The sequence below is a fragment of the Paraburkholderia silviterrae genome, assembly GCF_004353915.1.
GTDB classification, from domain to species: Bacteria; Pseudomonadota; Gammaproteobacteria; order Burkholderiales; family Burkholderiaceae; genus Paraburkholderia; species Paraburkholderia silviterrae.
The window spans coordinates 19,303-43,513 of record NZ_SMRP01000032.1; the positions used below are offsets into that span (position 1 = coordinate 19,303).

Consider the following 24,211-nt stretch of genomic DNA (forward strand, 5'->3'; position numbering starts at 1 on the left):
CCTGGATGATGGGGGCCGGTGCGTCGCCCGTGAGTGTTTGCACCTGGTCCAAACGGATGAGGGTGCGCGCCGTCACGCGCCCATGCTGATGCGCTCGGCAGATCCGATCGGCAATCCCGGCGACGACGGTACGGGCATCCTGTTGGGCCAGAGCGTGGGTGGCGCAGCGATCCATATGGATCAGGGCTTTGTGAGCCTGCCGTTCTATGCACCCGAATCACTGCTCAAGGGCATCTTCGTCAACGAGCGCGGCCAGCGCTTCATCAACGAAGACGGCTATCACGGCCGCACGGGGTGGCATGCACTCCAGCAGGCGGGCGAGCGGATCTTTCTGCTGGTCGACAACGCGGCCTATGCGCCGCCACCCGAATTCACGCGTATCGGCATCGCGGCGGCGGGAGAAAGCTGGAACGAAGTCGAGCAGGAACTGGGCATGCCGGAAGGCTCGCTCAGCGCGACTGTGCAGAGCTATAACCGCTACGCGGCGCAAGGCTGCGATCCGGCCTTCCACAAAGCGGCGAAATGGCTGAAGCCGCTGGACGAACCGCCATTCGTCGCGCTCGATTGCCGGATCGACTACGCGTTCTATCCGCACTTCACGCTGGGAGGACTGGATACGCTGCCGAGCGGCCAGGTCGTGAACGAAATGCGTGAGCCGGTGCCGGGACTGTTTGCGGCCGGTCGCACGGCTTGCGGCTTGCCGCGTTGGGGCGCGGGTTATAGCTCGGGGCTTTCGCTGGCCGACGCGACGTTTTTCGGGCGCCAGGCCGGACGGCACGCAGCGGCGAATGCGTTGAAATCGCCATCCAATACCGACTGACCGGCGGCGACTTTCAACGCATGCGGCGGCGCAGGCGACTACATGTTCGCCTTGCCCGCACCCGATGGCCTACTCGTCAGCATCACTAAGTTCTTCTGATTGCGCTCCGGATTCGGAGCGGCACGAACCGCGCGCGTCGGGTACGGTCACCCGGCGCGCGTTCACTACTTACTGCGCGAGGCAGTGTGCGACCACCTCATTGACCGCGCGCTGCACATCGCCGCGCCGATACCCGAGCAACGCGAGATCGTCCGCATCCGGCTCGTATGACACGACGTTGCCGCGCCCCGTGTAGATCGCGATGTCCGGCAGCAGCGGATGCTCCTGATCGAGCGCGGGTACCGGCTGCGGATTGCCCGCCGCGCGGAAGAACGTCGCGAAATAGTCGGCGAAGCTCAGATTCTCGTCGCCGACGAGATAGGCCTTGCCCGCCTCGCCCGCTTGCAGCGCGCCCCAGATCGCTTCCGACAGCGATTGCGTCGAGATGAAATTGCTGCCACCCGCGGGGCCGAAGACCGGCAGACCGGCCAGCTTGCCTTGCGCGTAGCCCGTATAGGCCGCGAACATGTCGTTGCGCAGGCCCGGCACCGAGCCCACGACGAACGGCGCATTCACGCTGCACACCGAAAATGCCGGCGTCGCGAGCGCGCGCACGCGCTCGTCGGCGAGATGGCGCGAACGCACGTAAGCGCTCGTATCGATGAGATGCGGCGCCACCTGAGGATAGAAGCTGCCGACGAGCACGGCCCGTTTGATGCCCGCCTCGCGCGCGAGCGCGAAGAAGCGCGGCACGGCCTCGACATTCGCGCGCTCCCAGTGCGCTGCCTCGTCGGTGTCGGGTGGCAAGTGACGGATGTCGTTGCCTGCCGCGAAGACGACCGCGTCGAAGCGGGCGAGATCCTCGCGGGTGAAATTTCCGGCGACGTAATCGCGCAACAGCACGTCGAAGTGCGCGAGCGCGGAGCCCGGCGCGGGCGGCTTGCGGGCCGCGAGCGTGACGGCGTTGCCCTGCGCGTGCAGAAACAGCGCAGCATGGCCGCCGATGAGGCCGGTGCCGCCGATGACGAGAATGTTCATGAAGTCTCCGTTAGCGGTTCGCGAACCGCCTGAAATTGAAATGAAGTCCAACTGGCACGTGGCCGATCAGGCATTGAAGCCGTTGCCGGTCACGACCGGAATGTTGGTCCAGAAGCCGTTCGGATCGCGATACCAGCCGGCCGCCGCGAGCGCGCCGCCGTCGACGTGCAGCGTCGTGCCGGTGATCCACGCGGCGAGCGGGCTGGCGAGGAACAGCGCCGCACCGGCGATGTCGCCCGCTTCGCCAAAGCGGCCGAGCGGAATCCAGCGCTCAATGTGCGGATGATGCTCGGCGGCGATCATCGCGCTGACCGGCACCTGCGGCGTCTCGGTCGTTTCGGGCGCGATCTGGTTCACGCGGATGCCTGCGGGCCCCAGTTCGAGCGCGAGGCTCTTCGTGAATCCGCTCAGCGCCGCCTTGAACGACGCATAGACCGAGCAGTTCGGGATGCCGCGAAACCCCTCGATCGACGACACGCTGACGATGCTGCCGCCCGCGCCGCGACGCCGCAGCAGCGGCAGCATCGCGCGCGTGACGACGAACACCTGGCGCAGGTTCACGTCGAAGAGACGACCGATGTCGTCGTCGGTGTGGTCGTCGAACGGCTTGGCGATCTGCAGGAAATCGCCGACGTTGTTGACGAGCACGTCGAGGCCGCCAAAACGTGCGTCGATCGTGCGAGCGAGCGCGTTTACTTGATCGGTGCGCGTCACGTCCACGATCTCGACGAGCGAGTCGACGCCCGCCGCCTCCAACGCCTGCCGCACGTCCTGCGCGCGCGCCGCGTCGATTTCCGCGACGACGACGCGCGCGCCCGCCGCACCGAACGCCGTCGCGCACGCGCGGCCGATGCCCGCGCCGCCGCCCGTAATCAGCACGGTCTTGCCAGTCAATGAAATCATCGATGTCCTCCAGTGGGTGATAAGCGTTGATGCTTCGTCGGAGCGACGAAACCGGCTGCGTGTTGACGATCCGCAGCCAGGGGCGCCGTTGACGAAGCGCGACTCGTCCGGCGCGAAGCGAGCGCGCCTGAGCCGTTCAGGTGTCGTTCAGACGTCGTTCGGCGCGCGGCCAGCCTTCACGGCTTCGAGCGCGGCCGCGCCGAACAGGTGACCGATCGTGTCGTCGACGCAGGGGTTCTTGCGCAGTTCGTGGCCGCCGTCGACGGCGAAGCTCTGGCCCGTCACCCAGCCCGATTCCGGACCGGCGAGATAACGCACCGCCCGCGCGATGTAGTCCGGCTCGCCGAGCACGCCTAGCGGCACCTGTTCGAGAAAGCTCTCCAGCATTGCGGGGTTGTCGAACAGCGGCCCGGTCGCTTCCGAGCGCGTGAGACCGGGGCGCACCGCGTTCACGCGGATCTGTGCGCCGGCGAGCTCCTCGGCCGCTGCGCGGACCAGCGCTTCGAGTCCCGCCTTCGCGGTGCAATAGCCGGACAGCCAGCGGAAATTGATGCGCGCGGCAGTCGACGAGATGCAGACGATCGAGCCGCCGCCACTCGCCGCGAGCAGTGGCGCCGCGTGGCGGATCGCGAGGAACGCGCTCGTGATGTTCAGGTCGAGGTCCGCGCGGAAGCTGTCGGCGTCGTGCATCAGCAGCGGCCGGAACGCGGCGCCGCCGACCGTCGGCACGACGATGTCGAGACGACCGTTCAACGACCACGCGAATTGCAGCGCGTTCTGGATGTCGACCGCGACGCAGGCGTCGCCCGTGTGGGCCGCGACGCGGCAACCAGGCACCGCGTCCGCGAGTTGCTGGCGCGCGCGTTCGAGTGCGTCGGGGCGGCGGCCCATCAGTACGACCGTCGCGCCGTCGGCGAGCAGCGCCTGGGCGCACGCGGCGCCAATGCCGGCAGAGCTGCCCGTCACGAGCGCGGTCCGGCCTTCGAGGGGGAGCGGAGTGTGCATGGTTCAGCCCTCCAGCGGCAAGTCTTGCGCCCAGTCGACGAGCAGCGTGCGCGACGCGAAGCGCCACATGCGGTCGTCGCTGTCGCTGTCGTTGAACACGCAGCGGTCGTGGTAACGCAGGCCCCAGTCGAGCTTGCGCTTCTGGCCGTCTCGCACGTAGATGTGGGACGCGATGCCGTAGGTCTCGACCGACGCTTCTCCGGCGCCGAGCGTCACGAGCTGGTTGTGGACGTGATGCTGGGTGAGCTCGTAATGCGCGAGCGCACCCATTCCGGCGATGATCGCGTCGCGGCTGTCGAACGAGAATGCGGGGCCGCTCAGTTGCGCGTTGGGAGTGAAGAGGGTGGCGAGCTGCTGCCAGTCGCGCCGGTCGACGGCCTGCGCATAGCGGCACGCGAGCTCGTACAACGCGTGACGGGGATTTGGATCGGTCATGCGGTGCTCCAGTGAATGGACGGAGAAGGGCGACCGCGCCGCCAGGCGGGCGCGGCAGTCCTGCCACACGCAGGTTCGCATCGAACGCAGCGGGGCAAATCATCCATACGGAGCATGCGGAAAATGGAGGTCCGGTCGTGCGCGCGTGCGTATCACCCAGCGCCGCAGAGGCGGCGGGCGGCGCGCGGCTGCTGTCGATTCGCGCTTGCCTGGCTTCGAAACGGGCAGTGGTCGGCATACGGCTCGCGGCTATCGCGCGCTGTTATCTGGTGCGATGGCGATTGCGATGTGTACGGGGCCGCGAAGGCGGTGGATCGGGAGGGGACGACTATGAGTGAAGGTGTTGGAAGCCGGCAAAACGCGGCGGCGAACAGTTCTTCGCGGAATCTCGGGGGAAGGCGGCTAAGTGATCCGTTGCTGCCCGTCGAGCCTCCGGATTTCCGAGGGCAGCTAACAGAGGGATCCGGTCATCCGTGGAGGCATGCCACGTGCACCAGTTCTTGTGGATAGCGGACAAGGTAGCAGACCTGACAATATCGACGCGAATGACCCGAGGCGGATATCAAAACTGACCAGCCTCGATGGCAAACCGCACATGCGGAGTGAAGGGCATCAGAACTGAACGGTCACGCTAGAAAATAGCATTGTGTGGCTGTCGCAGTTCGGCGCCCATATGACGGTTGGTTTGGTCGGACTACTTGTAGTAACCGACGCCGCATCCCAGGCCGGCGACCGCGGTAACGAAGCTCGCCTTCGGCACCCACGTCTTGTCAGCGCCGGCCTTGGGAGACATGTAGCTGACCTCATTGACCTGCCCCTCTTTTGCCGCGTCATAGAGCCTTGGGCCATACACGTCGCCCGTAGGGTCCTTAAATGTCCTCGCATCCTTGCCGAGCAACCTCTTAACGTTGGGATTGCCGATCGCGACGAGGAGTCCGTCGCTGAGATTGAAGCAGAACGGATAGAGGTCGCCAACAAGGAAGCCGTTTTCGCCCTTGTTGATCTGGTCGAGCGTCTTGGCATTATCGGCTTTGATGGCCGCAACCGTCTTTTCAAGCATGGCCTTGGCGTCCGCCGCAGTACCTTGCGCGAATGCCGTAGTCGAGAACAAGGCAGCCATGGCGACTAGCGCGCCAATCACGAGTTTACGAAACATGGACATTTCTCCCTGCTCTTCGAGCAATTTGCAATTGTCATGCAACGTGCGCAGGCATCAAGGCGTCATATCCAAACATTGCCCCGATTGACCAGTCTACTCGTGCCCGCCGACGAGTTGATAAAAAGAGGTGGGGTGGCCACTTCCGGATTTGGCCCATCGCGTCGATCCTGGGCTTGATCGAAAGGACGACTATCGAAGTGAACCGGCCGTCGGAATGGCTGCTTACGGCGAGGTCGGCGAGCGCGTACAGTCGGCCAGAAGCGGTCGGTCGGCGCTGATCTCTGGGCGCTAAGCCTGGCTGGCCGGGGGCAAGAGTCTATTGCTACCCGCCTGCGCCGATGGCAAGCTCGCATTCGGGATGCTCTCGCCGATCGATGCTGACCGACGCCATGATTGTCGCGTGATCGAACTGTTTTGGCAGTGGAGGTTGCAGATGGGATCTGATGAACGAGCTATTCGTGAGGTGCACACAACCTGGATTGATGCCGTCAACGCCGGCGATCTTGTCCGCTTGCTCACCTTGATGGCGGACGATGTCGTGTTTCTGAATCCGGGCCGAGCGCCGTTCGGCCGGGATGGATTCCCCGTCGGCTTCGTGGCCGCCCACCAACAATCGCGTATCCGCTGCATCAGCGAGCTGGAAGAGGTCGTGATCGTCGGCGAAGTCGCCTACACACGGTGCCGGGACTCGTTATCTGTCACACCGCGCGCCGGCGGAGAAGCAACGGAGCTGGCCGGTCATCGGATCACCATATACCGCAAACAGCCCGACGGCCGCTGGCTTCTGGCCCGCGACGCCAACACGCTGTCCCCGGTGGCAAGCTGAGGTCGTGAGAATTGTCTCGCTCGAACTAGCCATTTCGTCGAGTGTACGTCGCAATGGCGCTGAGCGCCTTTGCACCGCCGCTCACGTCGAGCGTTGAGCGTCACCCCTCGGAGTCTGCGCCCGAGCCACCCAACGACCGCTTCGGATCGAAAGTGCGAATTCGCTGATGCAGGAAGCTGACGCCGGGCTGCTAGATGCAGCCACGGTCAGCAATCTGCCACGTTGCTGACATAGCACCTCGCGCGCGTCAATGTCCGATAAGGCCGAGATCTGCCTATGGACCACTGGGCGCCTTTCTGTTGCTAACCGGCCGTCTAGCAGTAGGGTCACCATGCTTTGCGTCGTTAGGAGCGCCATCGCGCTTCTAACGCCCGCTCCAAGCCTTGTCTTCGTCAAACGTGACTATGATTCCGCCTCCGGAATTTATATGAATGATTTTTTCAATGGCTTCCTTCAAGCCGGTTGCTGCCCGCGCCATGTAAGCGGGTGTTAGCCCTTCGTAGTCGGTTAGGTAAGAAACAACTTCTTCTTCGGAGAATTGAACACGGTCAAGTGTCTCTAGATTCCTGACCAAATTGGTGAGGTTTTCCTTCCGACCGTCCCACTGGGTGTTGCGATTCATATGAATTGACTCATCGGCGGTTGCCTTAGACGGTCCGTTATCATCGATCACAAGTTGGCATTTTCGTCGCCGAACGGTCAAATGGAGAAGCCGCAAGTTGATCTGAAAAGCTGCACCTTTTTTGGGTAACTGCCCGGTAACTATGCGAAAATTAATGTGCGCAGCCAATAGTCCGAGCTTGTCATGCAGTTCAACGCTCCATTTTCCCTCGTCTCTTTTCCGAAGAAAAAGTGGCATTGCTTTCGAGATCGTAAACGGCCCAATGACACCGTCGGAGCCTTCTGTTGGAAATCGATATCCGTCATATATCAGGCCGTCGAGGATGTTACGCAGAAATAAGGCCTTGTCATTTCCTTCACTCAAAGCCATCAGATCGACAGCTGCGCTTTTTCCCATAGCCAATGCTCCCGAAATTAACCACCCGTGGAAGGTTGCCTGCTAACCTCTGCCAGAAGTCCGGCTCGACAGTGCTTTTTTTCTGTCGATATTGCACCGGTGCGACTGCACCGTCAACACCCATTCCCGTACCCGTCTCGATGCACTGAAAATACATCGGAATGCAGATGAATCGGAATTATCTCGCCACTGGCCGATCGTGAAAGGACGGTGCAGCGAATCCGGCCGTTCGGGCCACATCCGCCACGTCGCTCAGCTTGATACTTTGGTTCTCGCGCGTCTCGCGCCTCCCTGGCAATCAACCCTGTACCCTGCGGTTCACGTTCGTCCAACACGGCCCGTCGGAATTACCTCCTGCAGAGCCCATTTTCGGACGGGCGGCCGCGACGCGCTCTGTGGAATGACCGGGCTCCTAATGAATGGCTCCGAGACCGAACTGATCTTTCATGGTCCGACGACCGGTGCATAGTGCCCGCTTCGCAGTATCGGCGAGCAGCAGTAACCGGTCGATTTCCCCCAAAGTGAGTTGCGCCAGAACGAAGCCGCATGAAAGCAAACGTAGCATCGCTTTCGTGCGGCCAGCGCCTCCGCTAGAGTTCAGTCTGTTCAGAATCTCCAGAGCGTCATCGACTTCAATGCCGAGGTACTTGATTGTGCTCTCAACCTTGCTATGGCCAGGCAACAACTGGACGGCTCTGATATTCTTCGTGCGTTTGTAAATTAACGTTGCCTTGGTACGGCGCATTGAATGCGTACCGTAGACTGTCGGATCAAGTCCCGCTGCACCCGCCCATCGTCGTATCATCCGCGCATATTGCCGGGTTGAAAGATGCGGTGACGCTGATAGTCGACTTGGGAAGAGGTACTGCTCCGACCTCAGGGCAGCCTTCTCAAACCACGCGCGGACAGCCGACCGGGTCGGTTCAGTCAGCTCAAATTGAACGGGCCACTGCGTCTTTCGCTGGATGACCTGCGCCCGCGGCAAGACCTGATTGCCGTGAGTGACGTCGCGAACTCGCAAACTGACAAGGTCACAACCGCGCAGTTTGCTGTCGATTGCGAGATTGAACAAGGCAAGATCTCGGACAGCATGTGCGGCCTGAACGTGGATCCGGATGGCCCAAACGTCTTTGGGCCTGAGCGGTGGCAAGCGACCCGCGTCGGCCACGCGGCCCGGCGAAACATCTACAGGGATTCCGGCGTATTTCGGACGTAAGCTCAGCGTCTAGTCACGCGCTCTGCGTACACACAAGCGCTACCCGGATATGAGTCACGGTTCGACCGCAGTAAGCGTTCTCTCCAGATAGCCTCGCATGCGAGCAAGCGCCTCGGAACGGCTCGGTGTCCCCTGCAACGCCAGGCGTAACCAAAATCCGTCGATCATTACGCTGATGTCAAGCGCAACATTTCGAGCTTGATCTAGCGGCAACAGCATTTTCAGGCTGAATAACAAGTTGTCGTCCATGCGTCGATGCACGATTTTCTGAATGCGAAGGAATCGCGGGTTGAAGCACGCATCTCCGCAGAAAGAGACCCAGCCCTGAGCGATTGGCCTCGTGTAACCTCTTTCAGAAAAATTGCCTTCAATAATTGCCCATATCCGCTCAGCTGGCGTGCGAGCACGAGCAACGCATGCGAGTACATCTTTCTTTTGTTCGGCAGTTGAAACACGAATGGCGCTCTCGATCAGTTCATTCTTGTCTTTGAAATAGTGGTGGACGAGACCGGTCGACATACCTGCGCGCTCAGCTACGCGGGCCGTCGTAATTCCCGAAAGGCCATGTTCCTGCATCGTCAGATAGGCCGCTTCCATTAAATCAGCACGGCGGATGTCCCTTATCGACTTGCTTGGCATGGCTAGTTCATTCGTTGTTGACTGAGACGGGCGGCATTCCAATGATTTCGCTCGTGTGCCGGAAAGTATATCTGCAACGGGAAGTCGATTACCAGATTGACCGCCCACCTCCTCCCGCGGGCTAGCGCTGAAGCCGGCACTCCATGTATCAGCAAAGTCGCTCGAATCATTCTCGCCATCGTCGGTGCCGTGTTTGCTGTACGTGTCCGCGAAGGCAAATCCTCGGCGCAGGCGGCGGGCGTTTTCCGCGTCTCCCTGGAGAATTGATCCTCATTGCGTTTGGATCGGCGCGCGGACCGCCCTCGTGGTCCGCTTGATGTTAGGTGTAAACACCTGGATTGGATGACCATCCAATTTCTTGTATCGTTAACCAACGTCGCTTCGAGAGCCGGAGCGGACAGATTCAATTTCCCCAACCTTGATCGGATCGCATTCCGCGTGGAGTCTGTAATGGTGAAGCCCCTATACCGCTTTGGTTGCGCCTTTGCGGCGCTCTTGTCGTTCGCCGTTCAGGCGCAGGAACCCTACACCTGTAACGCGCCGCGTTTCGCAAAGATCGGTTGGGCAGACCTGGAATCGACCACTGCACTTGCAAAGAACGTCCTGGCCGGGCTCGGCTACAAACCGACCGACACTACGCTATCGATCCCGCTTGCCTGGGCGGGCCTGAAGCGCAAGGACATCGACATCTATCTCGGCGATTGGGTCCCGTCGCAAGACTCGAACGCCAGACCGTACCTGGAGTCGAAGTCGGTCACGCGGCTGCCGACGCCCAATCTCACCGGTGCGAAATTCACGCTGGCTGTACCGGATTACGCATATGAAGCGGGTCTTCGCAACTTCGATGACATCGCGAAATTCAAAGACAAGCTCGGTGGACGGATCTACGGAATCGAGCCGGGAGACGACGCCAACGTGTCCATTCAAAGAATGATTCAGGCAAACGAACATCACCTGGGCGACTTCAAGCTGGTGGAGTCGAGTGAAGCAGGCATGCTGGTTACGCTTGACCGTGCTGTCGCCCGCAAGGAGTGGATCGTATTCCTTGGCTGGGAGCCGCATCCGATGAATCTGAACTACAAGATCCAATATCTCTCTGGCGGCGACCATCAATTTGGTCCGAACTACGGTGCAGCCGAGGTCTATACAGTCGTTGCAAACGGCTATCAGGAGCGTTGCCCAAATGTCGCGAAACTGCTTGCAAACCTCAAGTTCACGCCTGTGATCGAGGACACGGTCATGGCGCGGATCGTAAAAAAAGAGGATCCAATGATTGTCGCGAAAGACTGGCTTAAAGATCATCCGGAAGCGTTGACGCAGTGGCTTGCGGGCGTCACCACGTTTGACGGAAAGCCCGGTCTGCCTGCTGTACAGACATATTTGGGACACTAGGCTGAAGCTATATCGACAATGATCTCGACGCGACGCTGACATGACCGTCTTGCGTAAATTATTTTGTTATCCTGACTGTAATTTGAAAATAATGGAGCTGAGAACGTAATGAACGTAGACGAATACCTTCGGGAAGATGGCGTTGGGCTCGCCACACTGATTGCCAACGGAGAGGTTAGTGCATCTGAAGTAACACGGGCGGCGATCGAGCAGATCGAGAAGGAAAATTCGTCGATCAATGCCGTTACGATGAAGAACTATGACGCAGATCTGTCCGCCGCGAAATTCGGCGCGAGTCCGCTATACGGCGTTCCGTTTCTTCTGAAAGACGTCAACTTGTACTCGTTTGACATGCCGACTACATTCGGCTCCACGTATTTTCGTCAAGCTTCGCCACGCGCCGACAGTGAAATGGTCAGCAGATGGAGAACGGCTGGACTGACAATCATCGGGAAGACGAATACGCCGGAATTCGCGGCAGACTTCGTTACCGAGCCCAAGGCTTATGGTGTTACTCGCAACCCCGCCGATCATGGTGTAACAGTGGGGGGAAGCAGCGGTGGCGCTGCGGCCGCGGTAGCATCTGGAATGGTACCCATTGCGCACGCAACCGATCTCGGCGGCTCAATCCGGATACCGGCTTCCTGCTGTGGCGTATTTGGGTTCAAGCCAACGGCAGGCCTGAATCCTGTCGGGCCCTACTTTTCAGAGATCGCCAGCGGACTGAATTCCGACCATGTTGTGACGAGAAGCGTCAGAGATAGCGCGGCATCACTGGATATCACCGCTGAAGGTAAGGATCGTGGTGACTATCTGTCAGCACTGGCTCGGCCGCCCGGAAAACTCCGCGTTGGAGTGAGCACTGTTTCACCTTCTGGGCATCAGGCAGGAAAGAATCAGGTTGAAGCCGTCCGGCAAGTTGCTCTGGCACTTGAAGATGCCGGGCATACAATCGTCGAGTATCGATATCCGAGCGTCATGTCGTCGGGGGATTGGTTTGATCTTCTCTGGATATACGACATCGTCAAGCTCGTGGAAGATCACGCGCGCGAAATTGGCAGGCTTCCGCTGGACGACGATCTCGAGCCATTGACGTGGCACCTTCTGAAAAAAGCGCGTCAGGCAGGCACCAAAGAGCGCAGTAAGATGCTGGTCGGCCGCCAGGCATATATCGATCACCATCTTTCATCATTTGGCGATCTCGACGTCCTGCTTACGCCGACGCTGTCGGCCGATCCGGCGCCAGTTGGGGCATTGTCATTTAATAGTTTCCTGGACGTAGAAAGCTGGAACGAAGCAGGTTATCGATTCGCACCGTTTTCAACACCAGCCAACATATGCGGGCAGCCGGCAGCATCATGCCCGACCTTTAGAACGACAGAAGGCCTGCCAGTTGGCGTACAAATCGTGGGAAAGCCAGGACAGGATACGCTGTTGCTCCAATTGGCGGCGCAAATTGAGCAAATTGTTGGCTGGAAGTAGTTGAACCTTAGACACCCGGAAAGCGTGGCACAGCGTGCCTATCCGGGTGAATCGGCAATGTGGGAATTGCGCGGACCTGGCATATTGACGCATATATCCGGCAAACCCTGCCGAGGTACGAATGTCAGGAAAGCGGCTTGTAGCCGCCTAACCAAAGCCGATGCCCGAATGTCGGCAAAGGCCGAATTATGTGCGTAGCGCGTCCGTCAGGTTGCAGAGTAATGCAGTCGTTCCAACGCGAGAATTCTTAGGCCTAACGGCGGGGTAAGGCCGGCTTTTACCGACCATACCCGTCGTCGTCCCCACTCCTGCACAGCTATCCTACGGAACAAGACGCAGCGAGCAACCGTCAACACGGTTTCACTATCGCCACCACCCCTGGTCGAAACCCATGCTCGCTCAAAATTCTGCCTCCAGGAGGCGAAGATAGCGGGACGTTACAGGTTCGTAATTCGACGCGGACAGCCAGGCGCGCCCACCCGAAGCATTTGCGGCAGCATACGCCCACGTCGCAACGCGATTCGCCGTGATCCTGTCATTTGCCAAGCTGCGTACGCGGATTCTCTCACGTCATCGGCGTGCAATAGCGATTGCGCAACTGCGGGCGACTGCGACCGGACCCAAAGACGATCGTGGCCGGACAACCGCGCCATCTTCCGCTTACCGAGCCACACGTCCAGCTTCTGCACGCAAGCGCACAACAAAACGTTCGATCCAAACCCCGCAAGCCAACCTCACCGGATAAAAAAAACGCCAACCTCTCCAGGTTGGCGTTTCACCAGCGGCACTACCGCTATCAGAACTGATTCATCGTATTGTCTTTACCCGCCGCCTTCAGGGCTGCGTCGCCGCTGAAATACTCCTTGTGATCGTCGCCGATGTCCGAGCCGGACATGTTCTGGTGCTTGACGCAGGCGATGCCCTGGCGGATTTCCTTGCGCTGCACGCCAGCCACATAACCCAGCATGCCCTGGTCGCCGAAGTATTCCTTGGCGAGGTTGTCGGTCGACAGTGCGGCGGTGTGATAGGTCGGCAGCGTAATCAGGTGATGGAAGATGCCTGCTTCGCGCGCCGCGTCGGCCTGGAAGGTGCGGATCTTCTCGTCGGCGGCGATCGCCAGTTCGGTCTGATCGTATTCCGCGCTCATCAGTTGGGCGCGGTCGTATGCCGACACATCCTTGCCCGCGGCCTTCATCGCGTCATACGCCTGCTGGCGGAAGTTCAGGGTCCAGTTGAACGACGGGCTGTTGTTGTACACCAGCTTGGCGTTCGGGATGACCTTGCGGATCTCGCTGACCATGCCGCCGATCTGGCCGATATGCGGTTTTTCGGTTTCGATCCACAGCAGGTCGGCGCCGTTTTGCAGCGAGGTGATGCAATCCAGCACGCAGCGCGCTTCGCCCGAGCCGGCGCGGAACTGGAACAGGTTGCTCGGCAGGCGCTTGGGACGCAGCAGCTTGCCGTCGCGCTTGATGACGACGTCACCGTTGCCCAGTGCGTCGGCCGAAATTTCGTCGCAATCGAGGAAGGCATTGTATTGGTCGCCCAGGTCGCCCGGTGCGTGGGTCACGGCGATCTGCTTGGTGAGGCCGGCGCCCAGCGAGTCGGTACGGGCCACGATGATGCCGTCGTCCACGCCCAGTTCCAGGAAGGCGTAGCGGATGGCGCGGATCTTGGCGAGGAAGTCCTCGTGCGGCACGGTGACTTTGCCATCCTGGTGGCCGCACTGCTTCTCGTCGGACACCTGGTTTTCGATCTGAATGCAGCATGCGCCAGCTTCAATGAACTGCTTGGCCAGCAGGTAGGTCGCTTCGGCGTTGCCGAAACCCGCGTCGATGTCGGCGATGATCGGCACGACGTGCGTGACGTGGTTGTCGATTTTTTCCTGGATGGCGGCCTTGGCCGGGCCAACGGCCGCGTCCAGCTGGCGGAACAGGCCGCCCAGCTCACGGGCGTCGGCCTGGCGCAGGAAGGTGTACAGCTCGCGGATCAGCGCGCTAACCGAGGTCTTTTCGTGCATCGACTGGTCCGGCAGCGGGCCGAACTCGGAGCGCAGCGCGGCCACCATCCAGCCGGAGAGGTACAGGTAGCGGCGCTCGGTGCTGTTGAAGTGCTTCTTAATGGAGATCATCTTCTGCTGACCGATAAAGCCGTGCCAGCAGCCCAGCGACTGGGTGTACTTCGACGGGTCGGCGTCGTAGGCGGCCATGTCGGCGCGCATGATCCCGGCGGTGTACCTGGCGATGTCCAGGCCCGTCTTGAACTTGTTCTGGGCACGCATGCGGGCGGCATACTCGGGATTGATCGCGTTCCATGCGCTGCCGTGGTTCTCTTTCAAAGCGGCAACTGCCTTGATGTCGTCTTGATACTGGGCCATGTGTCTCTCCTAAGAGCAAAGCGCGTTTGATAGATGGTTGAGCGTGCCGCCACGTTTGTCGAAGCGAACTGCATGACTTAATAGTAGCGCCGTTCGTGCTGTGTCTTATATAAGACATAAGACACAATTTATGCTTATTTTTCAATGAGATACGCGCGTAATTTTGCGATATAAAACACGCTTTCAAAGGGCGGAAAAATGATGCAGCGGAAGTTCGAAGTGAATTCCGTGATGTGAAACGCGTTTTCGGTGGCCGGAGGCAGGCCGGGCACGGATGGCTCGAGCGGCGCTGGCTGGCCGGATGAGCAACGCGGTGCACGTGATGACCGCCCGAAAAAGAAAACGGCCCGATCGGCGTAAGCCGATCGGGCCGTTTCGGTCAGCCTGACCCTCTCATTCGCGCCGGCATGGCCGACGCGAATCTATAAAACTCAACCCGCTTTTCGCACGGGCGGAAAGCGCCGCCTGGTATTGCCGATGCCGATGCGGCGGAAGCGCTCCTTCTTGGTCTCTTCCTCGAAGTGCGACAGCGAGACCTTCACGAGGTCAGCGGTCGAAACGATGCCCACGAGCCGCATCGATTCGCGATCGGACACCACGGCCAGGCGCTCGAGCCCATGCACTGCGAGACGCGCGGCGATCCGGCGGCAGGTTTCCTCGGGCAGTGCCACGTCCGGCGTGCGCAGCGCGAGCAATTTGCCGAGCGGCTGGTCGAGCGCGTCGCCGGCATCGCCCGCGCGCACCGCTTCGAGCATCGCGCGGTCCACCATGCCAAGCACGGCGCCATCGCGTACCACCGGCCAGGCGCGGCGCTTCTGCGCGGGACCGAAGTGCTGCGCAAGCGCATCGCGCACGCTCACGGCGGCGTCGATCGTCTCGACGTTGCGCGTCATGACTTCTTCGACGTAATGGCGCTCGAGTGGATCGACGCCGTACTCGCGATAGATGTGATAGCCGCGCCGCGCGATCTTCTCGGTCATGATCGAGCGCTTCATGACGACCGTGGCGAAGCCGTGCGCGAACAGCGTGGCCGTGAGCAGCGGCAACAGTGCGTTGGTGTCGTGCGTGAGGCCGAAGGCGAACACGATGGCCGTGAGCGGTGCGCCGAGCGTGGCGCCGAGCGTCGCCGCCATGCACACGAGCGGCCAGAGCGCGGGGTCGCTGCCGGGCAGCACATGGCTCAGCACGCAGCCGAGGCCCGCGCCCAGCATGAGCAGCGGCGCGAGCACGCCGCCCGAGGTGCCCGAGCCGAGCGCCACGACCCAGATCACGGCTTTCACCACGAGGATGGCGATGGCCACCTGCAGGATGATGTGCTGATGGAGCAGGTCGCCGATCACGTCGTAGCCCACGCCCAGCGCGCGCGGCTCGATGAAGCCGCCGATGCCCACCACGATGCCGCCGATCGCGGGCCACCAGGACCAGTGCAGCGGCAGGTGCGCGAACAGGTCCTCGACCTTGTAGAGCGCGGCGGAAAGCCCCGAGGCGAGCGCGCCCGAGAGCAGCCCGGCGATCACGCACGAGAACAGCGCGAGCGCATGCGGCGTCGGGGTCTGCATCGCGAAGAGCGGCTCGGTGCCGAAGAACGCGGCGCGCGCGAAGCCCGCCACGGCGCAGGCGAGCGCGACCGGCAGGAAGCTGCGCGGGCGCCATTCGAAGAGCAGCAGCTCGACCGCGAGCAGCACGGCGGCAACCGGCGTGCCGAACACGGCCGTCATCCCGGCGGCGGCGCCCGCGACGAGCAGCGTCTTGCGCTCGGCGGAGGTGAGCCGCACGCACTGCGCGAGGAGCGAGCCGATCGCGCCGCCCGTCATGATGATCGGGCCTTCGGCGCCGAACGGCCCGCCGCTGCCGATCACGATGCCCGACGAAAGCGGCTTGAGCACTGCGACTTTCGGCGACATCTTGCTCTTGCCGAACAGGATGGCCTCGATGGCTTCGGGAATGCCGTGGCCGCGGATCTTGTCGGAGCCAAAGCGCGCCATCATCCCGACGATCAGCCCGCCCACCGCCGGCACGGCGATGACCCAGAGCCCGAGTGTGTTCAGCGCGGGCGAGTGATCGGCGAACGAGAAGCGGCCGTAGAAGAACAGATTCGTGAACCAGTGGATGAGGCTCAGGAGCACGAACGCGGCGAGCGTGGCCAGCGCGCCAATGAAGGCGGCGAGCGCGCTGATGCCGGGCAGGCGCGCGTTGGCCGAAAAGTCGCGCTTGTGGGAATCGTCGAGATGCATGGTCGTCAAAGATCGATTTGCGGAACGGTGAAGGTGCCGTCGAGCGATTGCAGCTCTGCGCGATGGAGTTCGGCGAGACGCGCAAGCAGCCTTTCACCGGCATCGAGCAGATGCACTTCCACCTGGCGGCGATCGCGCTCGCTCACGCGCCGCTCGACCAGCTCGAGTGCCTCGCAGCGCGAGACGAGCGCCACCACGCCGTGATGCTGCGCCTGCAGCCGCTCGGCAATCTCGCCGATGGTCGCCCACGTGCGGCCAGGATAGCCCTTCACGTGCAGCAGCAGCAGATATTGCAGCGGCGTGATGCCTTCGCCCTGGGCGGCCTGTTCCGAGAAACGCTCGAAACGGCGCATCTGATAGCGGAACTCGGACAACTGCTCGAAATCGGTCTTGGTCAGACCGCGCGAATGGTTCTTCATTGGGAATTCAAATGGGTGCGATTCAAAATGCGAATATATCACGACGTGATATTTATCGGCGAGCGCATCCCGAGGCCTGACGCAACGCGCAACCGCGTCACGGGTTGCGTGAGGCTCAGGCGCTCTGACGCTGCAGCGGCTGGGCCTGCCGGTACAGACCCGAGATCAGATCCGCCTGCGTGACGATGCCCACGAGGCGCCGCTCGCCGTCCACCACGGGCACGTGGTGGTGGCCGCGGCCCGCGAAGATGCCAAGCAGTTCGACGATCGGCGTCTCGCCGGAAATGGTGCGAACGTGCGTGCTCATGATTGTGCTCACGTGCACGCCATCGGCGGGATGCGCGGCGACGCCGCTTCGGAGCGAGTGCAGCAGGGCGCGCAGCGGGTGGCGGCCGAGGCCTTCTTCCGCAAGGTCCGCGCGCGTGACGATGCCTTTCACGTGGCCTTGGGCATCCACGACCGGCAGCGCCTTGATGTCGTGCCGCTTGAGCAGCGTGCGCGCAGCGCCCACCGTCGTCGCCGGCGTGATGCTGACCACGTCGCGCGTCATGACAGCGCCGCAGTTGAGCTCGCCGAAGCTGCGCGCGTAGGAGCGGATCTCCGTTTCGCGCAGCAGCGCCTCGAGGTCGTCGGTGTCGATGTCGAGCAGTTCGTCGCGCTCGCGCAGCACGGCTTCGAGATCGGCGCGCGAGAAGCCGCCCGCTGCGGCCGCGGGCTGCGTGGCCTTGGGCTGCCGCGCCGCGTGCGGATAGCGGTGGCCGGTGGCCGTGTGATAGACGAGCGCGGAGACGAGCAGCGTGAAGGATTGCAGCGCGACCGGCTCGAACACGAACTCGTAGCCGAGCGCATGCACGGCGGGGCCGCCGAGCACGGCGGTGAGGGCGACGGCGCCCGAAGGCGGGTGCACGCAGCGCAGCGTGAACATCGCGCAGACTGCCACGCCGATGGCGACGGCAGCCGCCTCCACCGGATCATGAATGAACATCGCACAGGTCACGCCCACGGCGGCCGAAACGAGATTGCCCCCGATGATCGACCACGGCTGCGCGAGCGGGCTCGCGGGCACGCCGAACAGCAGCACGGCCGAGGCGCCCATCGGTGCGATCAGGAAGGGGATGGTCGAGGCGTTGCCGAGCAGGGAGTGCGAAACGGCGCCGGTGACCGCAATGCCGACCAGAGCGCCCAGGCCGGAGCGCAGGCGCTCACGCCAGCGGAGGGTAACGGGGGACGGGGCGAAACGCGTGAGCCAGCGAAGAATTCTGAAGCGTGACACGGCTGAAATGGCGATAAAAAGAGGTGCGAATTGCGTCCCCGCCGGGGCGCCGGGGATTTTTTAAGATGGCGATTGTATCGCAACGTGATATATGTTGCGACGCATTGTCGCTGATACTTGTCATTTGGGGTTGGATCTTCGCAGGCCGGTCCGTAGAGCCGGATAGTGCCTCGCGCAAAGCGTGCGTGCCGGCGCCCGGATCGCCCGGATGTAACAAAACCGCTGCACATGTAACGCAGCGCGCCCGTGGCGCCGCGCGGCGCTGCGTTGGGTTACGCTGGCAAGCGCCTCACGCGCCTGCCTCACACCACAGTCTTGTTCCCGGCCTCCTCACGTGGCGCGCGCCAACGCATTAGACTGAGTGTCGGCCGGCGTGGCGCGCAGGCTGGCGCACGCCTCGCGCGGCCGCACCGCATCCCAACGATCGACACGGACGAGAAATCGCATGAAGAAGCTCTTTTTCCTGGGCGCGCTGTTTGCGTGGTTCACCATGGGGTTCACCTTCAGCGCGAGCGCGTTCGCGCAGGGTGTCGACCAGTCGGATCCCCAGGCCCTCATCAAGACGGCCACCCAGCAGGTGCTCGACGAAGTGCGCACGAAGGCCATCGCGCCGGACGACATCCCGCGCATTCGCGCTATCGTCGACCGGGACATCCTGCCCTATGTCGATTTCCGCCGCACCACGCAGCTCGCGATGGGCCGGCACTGGCGCACCGCCACGCCCGCGCAGCAGCAAAAGATCGTCGAGCAGTTTCAACTACTGCTGATCCACCTGTACTCGGGCGCGCTCGCGCAGCTCAAGCCCGATCAGCAGATCGAATACGGGCCCATGCGCAACGCGCCGGGCGACACCGACGTGGTCGTGCGCACGCTCGCGCAGACGAGCGGCAAGCCGGTCGAGATCGACTACCGTCTGTACAAGACGCCCCAGGGCTGGCGGCTCTACGACCTGAACGTGCTGGGCGCGTGGCTGATCCAGACCTATCGCGCGCAGTTCAACGACAAGATTCAGGAGTCCGGCGTGGATGGCCTGATCCAGTACCTCACCTCGCACAATCAGGAACTGGAGGCCGGCAAGCCTTGATCGCAGCCCTTTCCCGAGGGACGTGTCTGCGCTACGCTTCTCGCCCGCTTTTGTCAGCTTGTTGCCCAGTTCTCGCCGGACTGGCGCCGCACGCACTACCCTGAACTCAGGCGCGCAAGATGCGCGTCTGACATGATCGCCCGACCAGCCAACGCTTCGCCATGAATTTCCAGAGCCCGCCTGAGAGGCCATACCCCGAGCAGTCGAACGGACTGTCGCCGGGCCGCCGCAACCGTGTCTTCGCGTCGAGCACGCCCACGCTGCACACGCTCGCCGCAGTCGTCACGGGGGTGGTGGTGGTCTCCGGCCTGTACTTCGGCCGCCCCATGCTCATACCGATCACGCTCTCGGTGCTGCTGAGCTTTCTGCTCGCACCGCTCGTGAACGCGCTGCACCGGCTGCACATCCCGCAGTTCCTTTCGATCATGATCGCGGTGCTCGCCACCGTGCTCGCGCTGGCGGGCGTGGGCGCGCTGATCGCCGCGCAGGTCGTGCAGCTTGCGGCCGACCTGCCGCAGTACCAGGAAGCCATCATGGAGAAGGCGGAAACGGTGCAGGAAAAGACCGTGGGCCGCGCCGACTCGCTGATGACGCGCGCGGCCACCGCGCTCCAGCGCATCACGCCCACGCCGCCGCCCGCGCCGCCGCAGCCGCGCGGGCGCGCCGCGCGCAACCAGCCGCAGCAGCCGATGCCCGTCGAGGTCCACACGCCCGCGCCCACGCCGCTGCAGCTCGCGCGCAGGGCGTTCGCGCCGGCCATCGCGCCGCTCGAAACGGGCTTCATCGTGCTCGTGGTGACCATCTTCATCCTGTTCCAGCGCGAGGACCTGCGCGACCGGCTCATTAGCGTGTTCGGCTCCGACGACCTGCACCGCACCACCACGGCCATCAACGACGCCTCCGAACGGCTCTCGCGCTACTTCGTCGCGCAACTGGGGGTGAACGTCTCGGTGGGGGGCGTGATCGCCATCGGGCTCGCGGGCATCGGCGTGCCGGGCGCGCTGCTGTTCGGGGCGCTCGCGGCGCTCCTGCGCTTCGTGCCCTACATCGGCATCTGGATCGCCGCAGTCATGGCGACCCTGCTGGGCGCCGCCATTCAGCCGCAGTGGACCATGGCGGTGTCGACGCTGATCTTCTTCATCGTCGTCGACGTGGTGGCGGGACAGTTCGCCGAGCCGATGCTCTATGGCCGCCGCGCAGGCCTTTCGCCGCTCGCGGTGGTGGTGGCGGCGATCTTCTGGGCCTGGCTCTGGGGCCCGGTCGGGCTGGTGCTGTCCACGCCGCTCACGCTGTGCATCGTCACGCTCGGCCGTTACGTGGACCGCCTGAACTTCCTGACCATCCTGCTCGGCGACCAGCCGGCGCTCACGCACGCACAGACCTGCTACCAGCGCCTGCTCGCCGACGATCCGCACGAGGCATTGGTGCAGGCCGACCGCCTGCTCGTGGACATGCCGCTCATCGACTATTACGAGCAGGTGGTGTTCGAGGGCCTGCGCTTCGCGCGCAACGACGTGCTGCGCGGCGTGCTGCCCGCCGAGCAGCTCGCGCGCATCAATCAGGCGCTGCTCGACATCGTGGAAGATCTGGAATCGGTGGAAGACTCGCGCGACGCCGCAAGCGTTGACGCGAGCGGGCGCAAGTCCGCCGAGGGCGGCGACGAGGCGCCCATGGCGATTCCCAAAGACGGGCGCGTCGTGCTGTGCGTGCCGGGGCGCGGCACCTTCGACGAAGTGGTGGTGGCGATCGTCTGCCAGTTGCTCGTGCGCGCCAACGTCCCCTGTACGGCGACGACCTACGAGGAGATGCGCGCGACACGCGGGGCCATGGTGGACGCGCAAGCGACGCACGCCATCTGCGTGGTGTCGCTCGACGCCCAGGAATCGCCGCCGTACCTGCGCAATCTCGTGCGGCGCTTGCGCGAGCGCGCGCCTGCCGTGCCGATCATCGTGGGCGTGCGGGCGGCGCGGCGCGAAGAGGGCCCGAGCATCGCCGATGACTTCGGCACGCATTACGCCGCTACGCTGCTTGACCTCGTGGAGGAATGCGGCGCGGCGCTCGCGGACCGGCCGGAGGCGCCAGAGCAAAGGCAAGCGGACGCGAGAATGTGACAGTCACGCTGATGTCACATTGAGGCACGATGATATGCGCCCTATGCCCCTCTGGTTGCGGCATTGCCAGGAGACATGAAGTGCTGAGCCCTCACGAGTTTGCAACACTGATGCTGATCCGCCACGCGCCGGAGCAGATCGACATGAACCGCCACGAACTCGACACCTTGCTTGAACACCAGCTCGTCGCGCTCGTGCAGCGCGGCGAAGGCCTCCACCTGCCGTCGCTCACGATGGCGGGCCGCTCGCTGCTCGACGCGCTTGGCCGCGTCGAGCCCGCATACTTCGCGCACGAGGACATGAGCAGCTGCGACGCGCATTGAGGCGCGCGCTGACGTTCATTGACGGTTATCCGGGCTGGGCCATCTGGCTTGGGTCGTCCGGCCTGCACATCCCGCCGCGCAAAAAAAAGCGCCGACAGTTGCCCGCCGGCGCGCATAACTTCGACTCTGCATGGTCCCAGAATGAACGGGGACAGGGTATGGCGCTCGGCGCGCGGACCCGCAAGTCAACTGGCCCGCTGCGTTGCTCCATGACCTGATTAACGGTCGCCCCCGCGCCGCGTTGAATGCGGACAAACCCGTTTCTCGGCAACCCTGGATGCAAACGTTGGCCGCGAAAGACGCTCCATCGCAGCTGCATTCGTTGCCTGCCTCCTTGCATCCTGCCAGGCGACGGTCAGACAAACGCGGCGCTTCGAATCCGGCACCGCTACCCCATCCCATGCAAGCGCCGATGCATCTGCCCGAGCGCGAGATGGTCAGCCAGGCGCGAGAAGTGCTCTCGCGGCAGTTGCTGGTCTGAAGCGCGCGCGGTGGCGCACTCACCAGTCGATGCGGTGCTTCTCTTCGGTTTCGCGATGACGATGGTCGTCGTCGCTGTGCAGATAAAGGCTCGTCGTGCTGAGCGAGGCATGGCCGAGGTTGTCGCGCACGAGCCGCAGGTCGACGTCGCCGTCCGCCATGTGCGAACCCGCGCTGTGCCGCAGCCAGTGCGCCGACGCGCTTTCGAGCCGCGCCGCACGCGCCGCGCTGGCGGCCGCACGGGCTGACGCTTGGGATTCCGCTTGCGTGGCCGCTTGCGTCGCGTGCTGCACTTCAGTGACTCCAGACAGCTCCGCTTCGCGCGCAGCCGCCTCGCGCAGACGCTGCGCCGCCCCCGCGAAGATCTCCTTGACGATGGTATGCAGCGCCGCGCGCGTGAGCGGCTTCGTCGACTTGCCGAGCGGCAGCACGAGCGGCGTCGTTTCGTGTGGCGCGGGCAGCGCGGGCAGACCGCGTTCGCGGCGATAGCGCGCGAGCTCCGCCATCATCTCCGCGCTGGCGGGCACGAGCCGCCGTTTCTCGCCCTTGCCGAGCACGTCCAGCCACCAGCGCTGCGCACCCGCGCCGTCGCGGCGCGCGAAGAAGTCGCCCATCGTGTTCGTGCCCACTTCGGAGATGCGCAGGCCGCCCAAATAAAGCAGCGTGAGGAGCCAGCGCGCGCGCGAGTGGCGCTCGCGTTGCCGCTCGCTTTCGCGCGGCAGGCTCTCGACGTAGGCCTTTACGTCCTCCCAGAGCTCGCGTTCGAGATAGCGCGTGATGCGCGGCTGCGCGCGGCGCGAACGCTGACGCGAGAGCGACAGCGGATTGCCCGCGAGATAGCCGGCGCTCACGAGCCAGGAGAACAGCGCGTTGAGGATCACCATGGCCTGGCGCTGGCTGGCCGCGGAGAGCGGGCCGTAGAAGGGCCGCCAGCGCGCGTCGTCGCGCGCGTGCTTGCGTCCGCCGCCCGCGACCCAGCGCGCGGCGGGCTGGGGATCGGCGAGAAAATGCTGGTACGCGACCAGATCCTCGTGCGTGAGCGACGAAAGCGCTTTGCCGAGCTGCACGATCGACCAGAGGAGCAGCCGCTCCGACTCCTTGCGATAGGTCTCGAAGGTCGCCTTCGAGTCCGCGACGCGCGCGAGCCACGCACGGATGGCGTCGAGGTCGTTCGCCGCCGCGATCTGCATGCGACCGTGCGCGCGGTTCGCGCCGTCACGGCCGTCGAGATCGGCGGGAAGTTCGAGTGCGTCCAGCGGGCGCGGAGCGAGGAGAGCGGTTTGCATGGGCAGTCGGTGCGGCGGTGCGATATAGCGGCGATGCGCTCAAGCGTGGGTGTGTCGATGCGGCGGCGAAGTTCAGGGGCATTTCAGGTGGGAACTATAGCGCGGCAACCGCGCGCCGCGAAATGCCGCCAACGGCGATAATCGCGCAGACTCGCGCCGCCCGGCGCGAACTTGACCTCACCCTATGGCGCTTCGCGATGAAACTGCTTGCCCCCATTCCGATCCTGCGCATGTTCTCGGTGGAGAAAGCGTATGCGTTCTATATCGACTACCTGGGCTTCACGCCCGATTGGGAGCATCGCTTCGAGCCGGACTTGCCGCTTTACGTGCAGGTGCATCGCGACGCGCTGGTCCTGCATCTGAGCGAGCATCACGGCGACGGCACGCCCGGCACCGCGCTCTTTTTGCCGGTTGAGGATATCGGCGAGTTTCATCGCGAGCTCTGCGCGAAGCGCTACGCTTACGCGCGGCCTGGCATCGAGGAGATGCCATGGGGCCGCGAGGTGCAGATTACCGATCCGTTCGGGAATATGCTGCGGTTTTGCGAGTTGAGTTAGGGCGGGGGATTGTCGGATACCGTAAAAGACGATCGCGCCATGGCGAGAACGCCAGCGAATCCCTTATGCATTTGAATAAAATCGCTCCAGATACT

At 63.1% G+C, this 24,211-nt stretch carries 19 protein-coding genes and 2 pseudogenes; 8 read left to right on the forward strand and 13 right to left on the reverse strand.

Going from position 1 to position 24,211, the window contains the following annotated elements; all coding sequences use genetic code 11:
• Nucleotides 1-67 precede the first annotated feature (67 nt).
• Nucleotides 68-820, forward strand: a pseudogene (locus EYW47_RS34680) (FAD-binding protein); the annotation flags it as partial.
• Nucleotides 821-988: 168 nt separating this feature from the next.
• Here EYW47_RS34680 and EYW47_RS34685 read toward each other — a convergent pair.
• From EYW47_RS34685 to EYW47_RS34705, 5 genes are all read right to left on the reverse strand, one after another.
• Nucleotides 989-1,897, reverse strand: coding sequence for an NAD-dependent epimerase/dehydratase family protein (locus EYW47_RS34685; protein ID WP_133199329.1), 909 nt, complete (start codon nt 1,895-1,897; stop codon nt 989-991).
• Between the two features lie 66 nt (nt 1,898-1,963).
• Entirely contained in the window at nt 1,964-2,800 is an 837-nt protein-coding gene (locus EYW47_RS34690) for an SDR family NAD(P)-dependent oxidoreductase (RefSeq protein WP_133199330.1), read from the reverse strand.
• Between the two features lie 147 nt (nt 2,801-2,947).
• Nucleotides 2,948-3,805: an SDR family NAD(P)-dependent oxidoreductase gene (locus EYW47_RS34695; protein ID WP_133199331.1), complete on the reverse strand. Its 858-nt coding sequence runs from the start codon at nt 3,803-3,805 to the stop codon at nt 2,948-2,950.
• Between the two features lie 3 nt (nt 3,806-3,808).
• The gene (locus EYW47_RS34700; protein ID WP_133199332.1) at nt 3,809-4,240 is read right to left on the reverse strand and encodes a nuclear transport factor 2 family protein; all 432 of its coding nucleotides are present in this window, start codon (nt 4,238-4,240) and stop codon (nt 3,809-3,811) included.
• Nucleotides 4,241-4,934: 694 nt separating this feature from the next.
• Entirely contained in the window at nt 4,935-5,396 is a 462-nt protein-coding gene (locus tag EYW47_RS34705; RefSeq protein WP_133199333.1) for a cache domain-containing protein, read from the reverse strand.
• A gap of 403 nt (nt 5,397-5,799) precedes the next feature.
• On the opposite strand from EYW47_RS34705, the gene EYW47_RS34710 reads away from it, so the two are divergent.
• Nucleotides 5,800-6,225 (forward strand): YybH family protein, encoded by a 426-nt coding sequence (locus EYW47_RS34710; protein WP_165976762.1) that lies wholly within the window; start codon nt 5,800-5,802, stop codon nt 6,223-6,225.
• A 364-nt stretch (nt 6,226-6,589) separates the two neighbouring features.
• On the opposite strand, the gene EYW47_RS34715 is transcribed toward EYW47_RS34710, so the two are convergent.
• The 3 genes and pseudogenes from EYW47_RS34715 to betI all read right to left on the reverse strand — a co-directional run bounded on the left by EYW47_RS34715 (nt 6,590) and on the right by betI (nt 9,098).
• Nucleotides 6,590-7,243: a 3'-5' exonuclease family protein gene (locus EYW47_RS34715; protein WP_133199335.1), complete on the reverse strand. Its 654-nt coding sequence runs from the start codon at nt 7,241-7,243 to the stop codon at nt 6,590-6,592.
• Between the two features lie 590 nt (nt 7,244-7,833).
• A pseudogene (locus EYW47_RS34720) lies at nt 7,834-8,438 on the reverse strand (tyrosine-type recombinase/integrase).
• Nucleotides 8,439-8,513: 75 nt separating this feature from the next.
• Nucleotides 8,514-9,098, reverse strand: coding sequence for a transcriptional regulator BetI (gene betI, locus EYW47_RS34725; RefSeq protein ID WP_133199336.1), 585 nt, complete (start codon nt 9,096-9,098; stop codon nt 8,514-8,516).
• A gap of 450 nt (nt 9,099-9,548) precedes the next feature.
• Here betI and choX point away from each other — a divergent pair, with 450 nt between their 5' ends.
• Both choX and EYW47_RS34735 read left to right on the forward strand, forming a co-directional pair.
• The gene (gene choX / locus EYW47_RS34730) at nt 9,549-10,490 is read left to right on the forward strand and encodes a choline ABC transporter substrate-binding protein (protein ID WP_133199368.1); all 942 of its coding nucleotides are present in this window, start codon (nt 9,549-9,551) and stop codon (nt 10,488-10,490) included.
• A gap of 108 nt (nt 10,491-10,598) precedes the next feature.
• Nucleotides 10,599-11,972, forward strand: a complete 1,374-nt coding sequence (locus EYW47_RS34735) for an amidase (protein WP_133199337.1) — start codon at nt 10,599-10,601, stop codon at nt 11,970-11,972.
• 796 nt (nt 11,973-12,768) lie between these two features.
• On the opposite strand, the gene EYW47_RS34740 is transcribed toward EYW47_RS34735, so the two are convergent.
• From EYW47_RS34740 to EYW47_RS34755, 4 genes are all read right to left on the reverse strand, one after another.
• Complete coding sequence (locus EYW47_RS34740; RefSeq protein WP_133199338.1) at nt 12,769-14,349, reverse strand: isocitrate lyase; 1,581 nt, start codon at nt 14,347-14,349, stop codon at nt 12,769-12,771.
• A 431-nt stretch (nt 14,350-14,780) separates the two neighbouring features.
• A complete protein-coding gene (locus EYW47_RS34745; RefSeq protein ID WP_133199339.1) occupies nt 14,781-16,583 on the reverse strand; it encodes a chloride channel protein in 1,803 nt (600 codons plus the stop codon).
• Nucleotides 16,584-16,588: 5 nt separating this feature from the next.
• Nucleotides 16,589-17,002, reverse strand: coding sequence for a MarR family winged helix-turn-helix transcriptional regulator (locus tag EYW47_RS34750; RefSeq protein ID WP_133199340.1), 414 nt, complete (start codon nt 17,000-17,002; stop codon nt 16,589-16,591).
• 115 nt (nt 17,003-17,117) lie between these two features.
• Nucleotides 17,118-18,275, reverse strand: a complete 1,158-nt coding sequence (locus EYW47_RS34755; RefSeq protein ID WP_133199341.1) for an HPP family protein — start codon at nt 18,273-18,275, stop codon at nt 17,118-17,120.
• A gap of 445 nt (nt 18,276-18,720) precedes the next feature.
• On the opposite strand from EYW47_RS34755, the gene EYW47_RS34760 reads away from it, so the two are divergent.
• The 3 genes from EYW47_RS34760 (at nt 18,721) to EYW47_RS34770 (ending at nt 21,793) form a co-directional block, all read left to right on the forward strand.
• Complete coding sequence (locus EYW47_RS34760) at nt 18,721-19,359, forward strand: MlaC/ttg2D family ABC transporter substrate-binding protein (protein ID WP_133199342.1); 639 nt, start codon at nt 18,721-18,723, stop codon at nt 19,357-19,359.
• 161 nt (nt 19,360-19,520) lie between these two features.
• Entirely contained in the window at nt 19,521-21,470 is a 1,950-nt protein-coding gene (locus EYW47_RS34765) for an AI-2E family transporter (protein ID WP_133199343.1), read from the forward strand.
• An 80-nt stretch (nt 21,471-21,550) separates the two neighbouring features.
• Entirely contained in the window at nt 21,551-21,793 is a 243-nt protein-coding gene (locus EYW47_RS34770; protein ID WP_133199344.1) for a hypothetical protein, read from the forward strand.
• A gap of 500 nt (nt 21,794-22,293) precedes the next feature.
• On the opposite strand, the gene EYW47_RS34775 is transcribed toward EYW47_RS34770, so the two are convergent.
• Nucleotides 22,294-23,559, reverse strand: a complete 1,266-nt coding sequence (locus tag EYW47_RS34775) for a tyrosine-type recombinase/integrase (RefSeq protein WP_133199345.1) — start codon at nt 23,557-23,559, stop codon at nt 22,294-22,296.
• A gap of 197 nt (nt 23,560-23,756) precedes the next feature.
• On the opposite strand from EYW47_RS34775, the gene EYW47_RS34780 reads away from it, so the two are divergent.
• The gene (locus EYW47_RS34780) at nt 23,757-24,116 is read left to right on the forward strand and encodes a glyoxalase superfamily protein (protein ID WP_133199346.1); all 360 of its coding nucleotides are present in this window, start codon (nt 23,757-23,759) and stop codon (nt 24,114-24,116) included.
• Nucleotides 24,117-24,211: the final 95 nt, after the last annotated feature.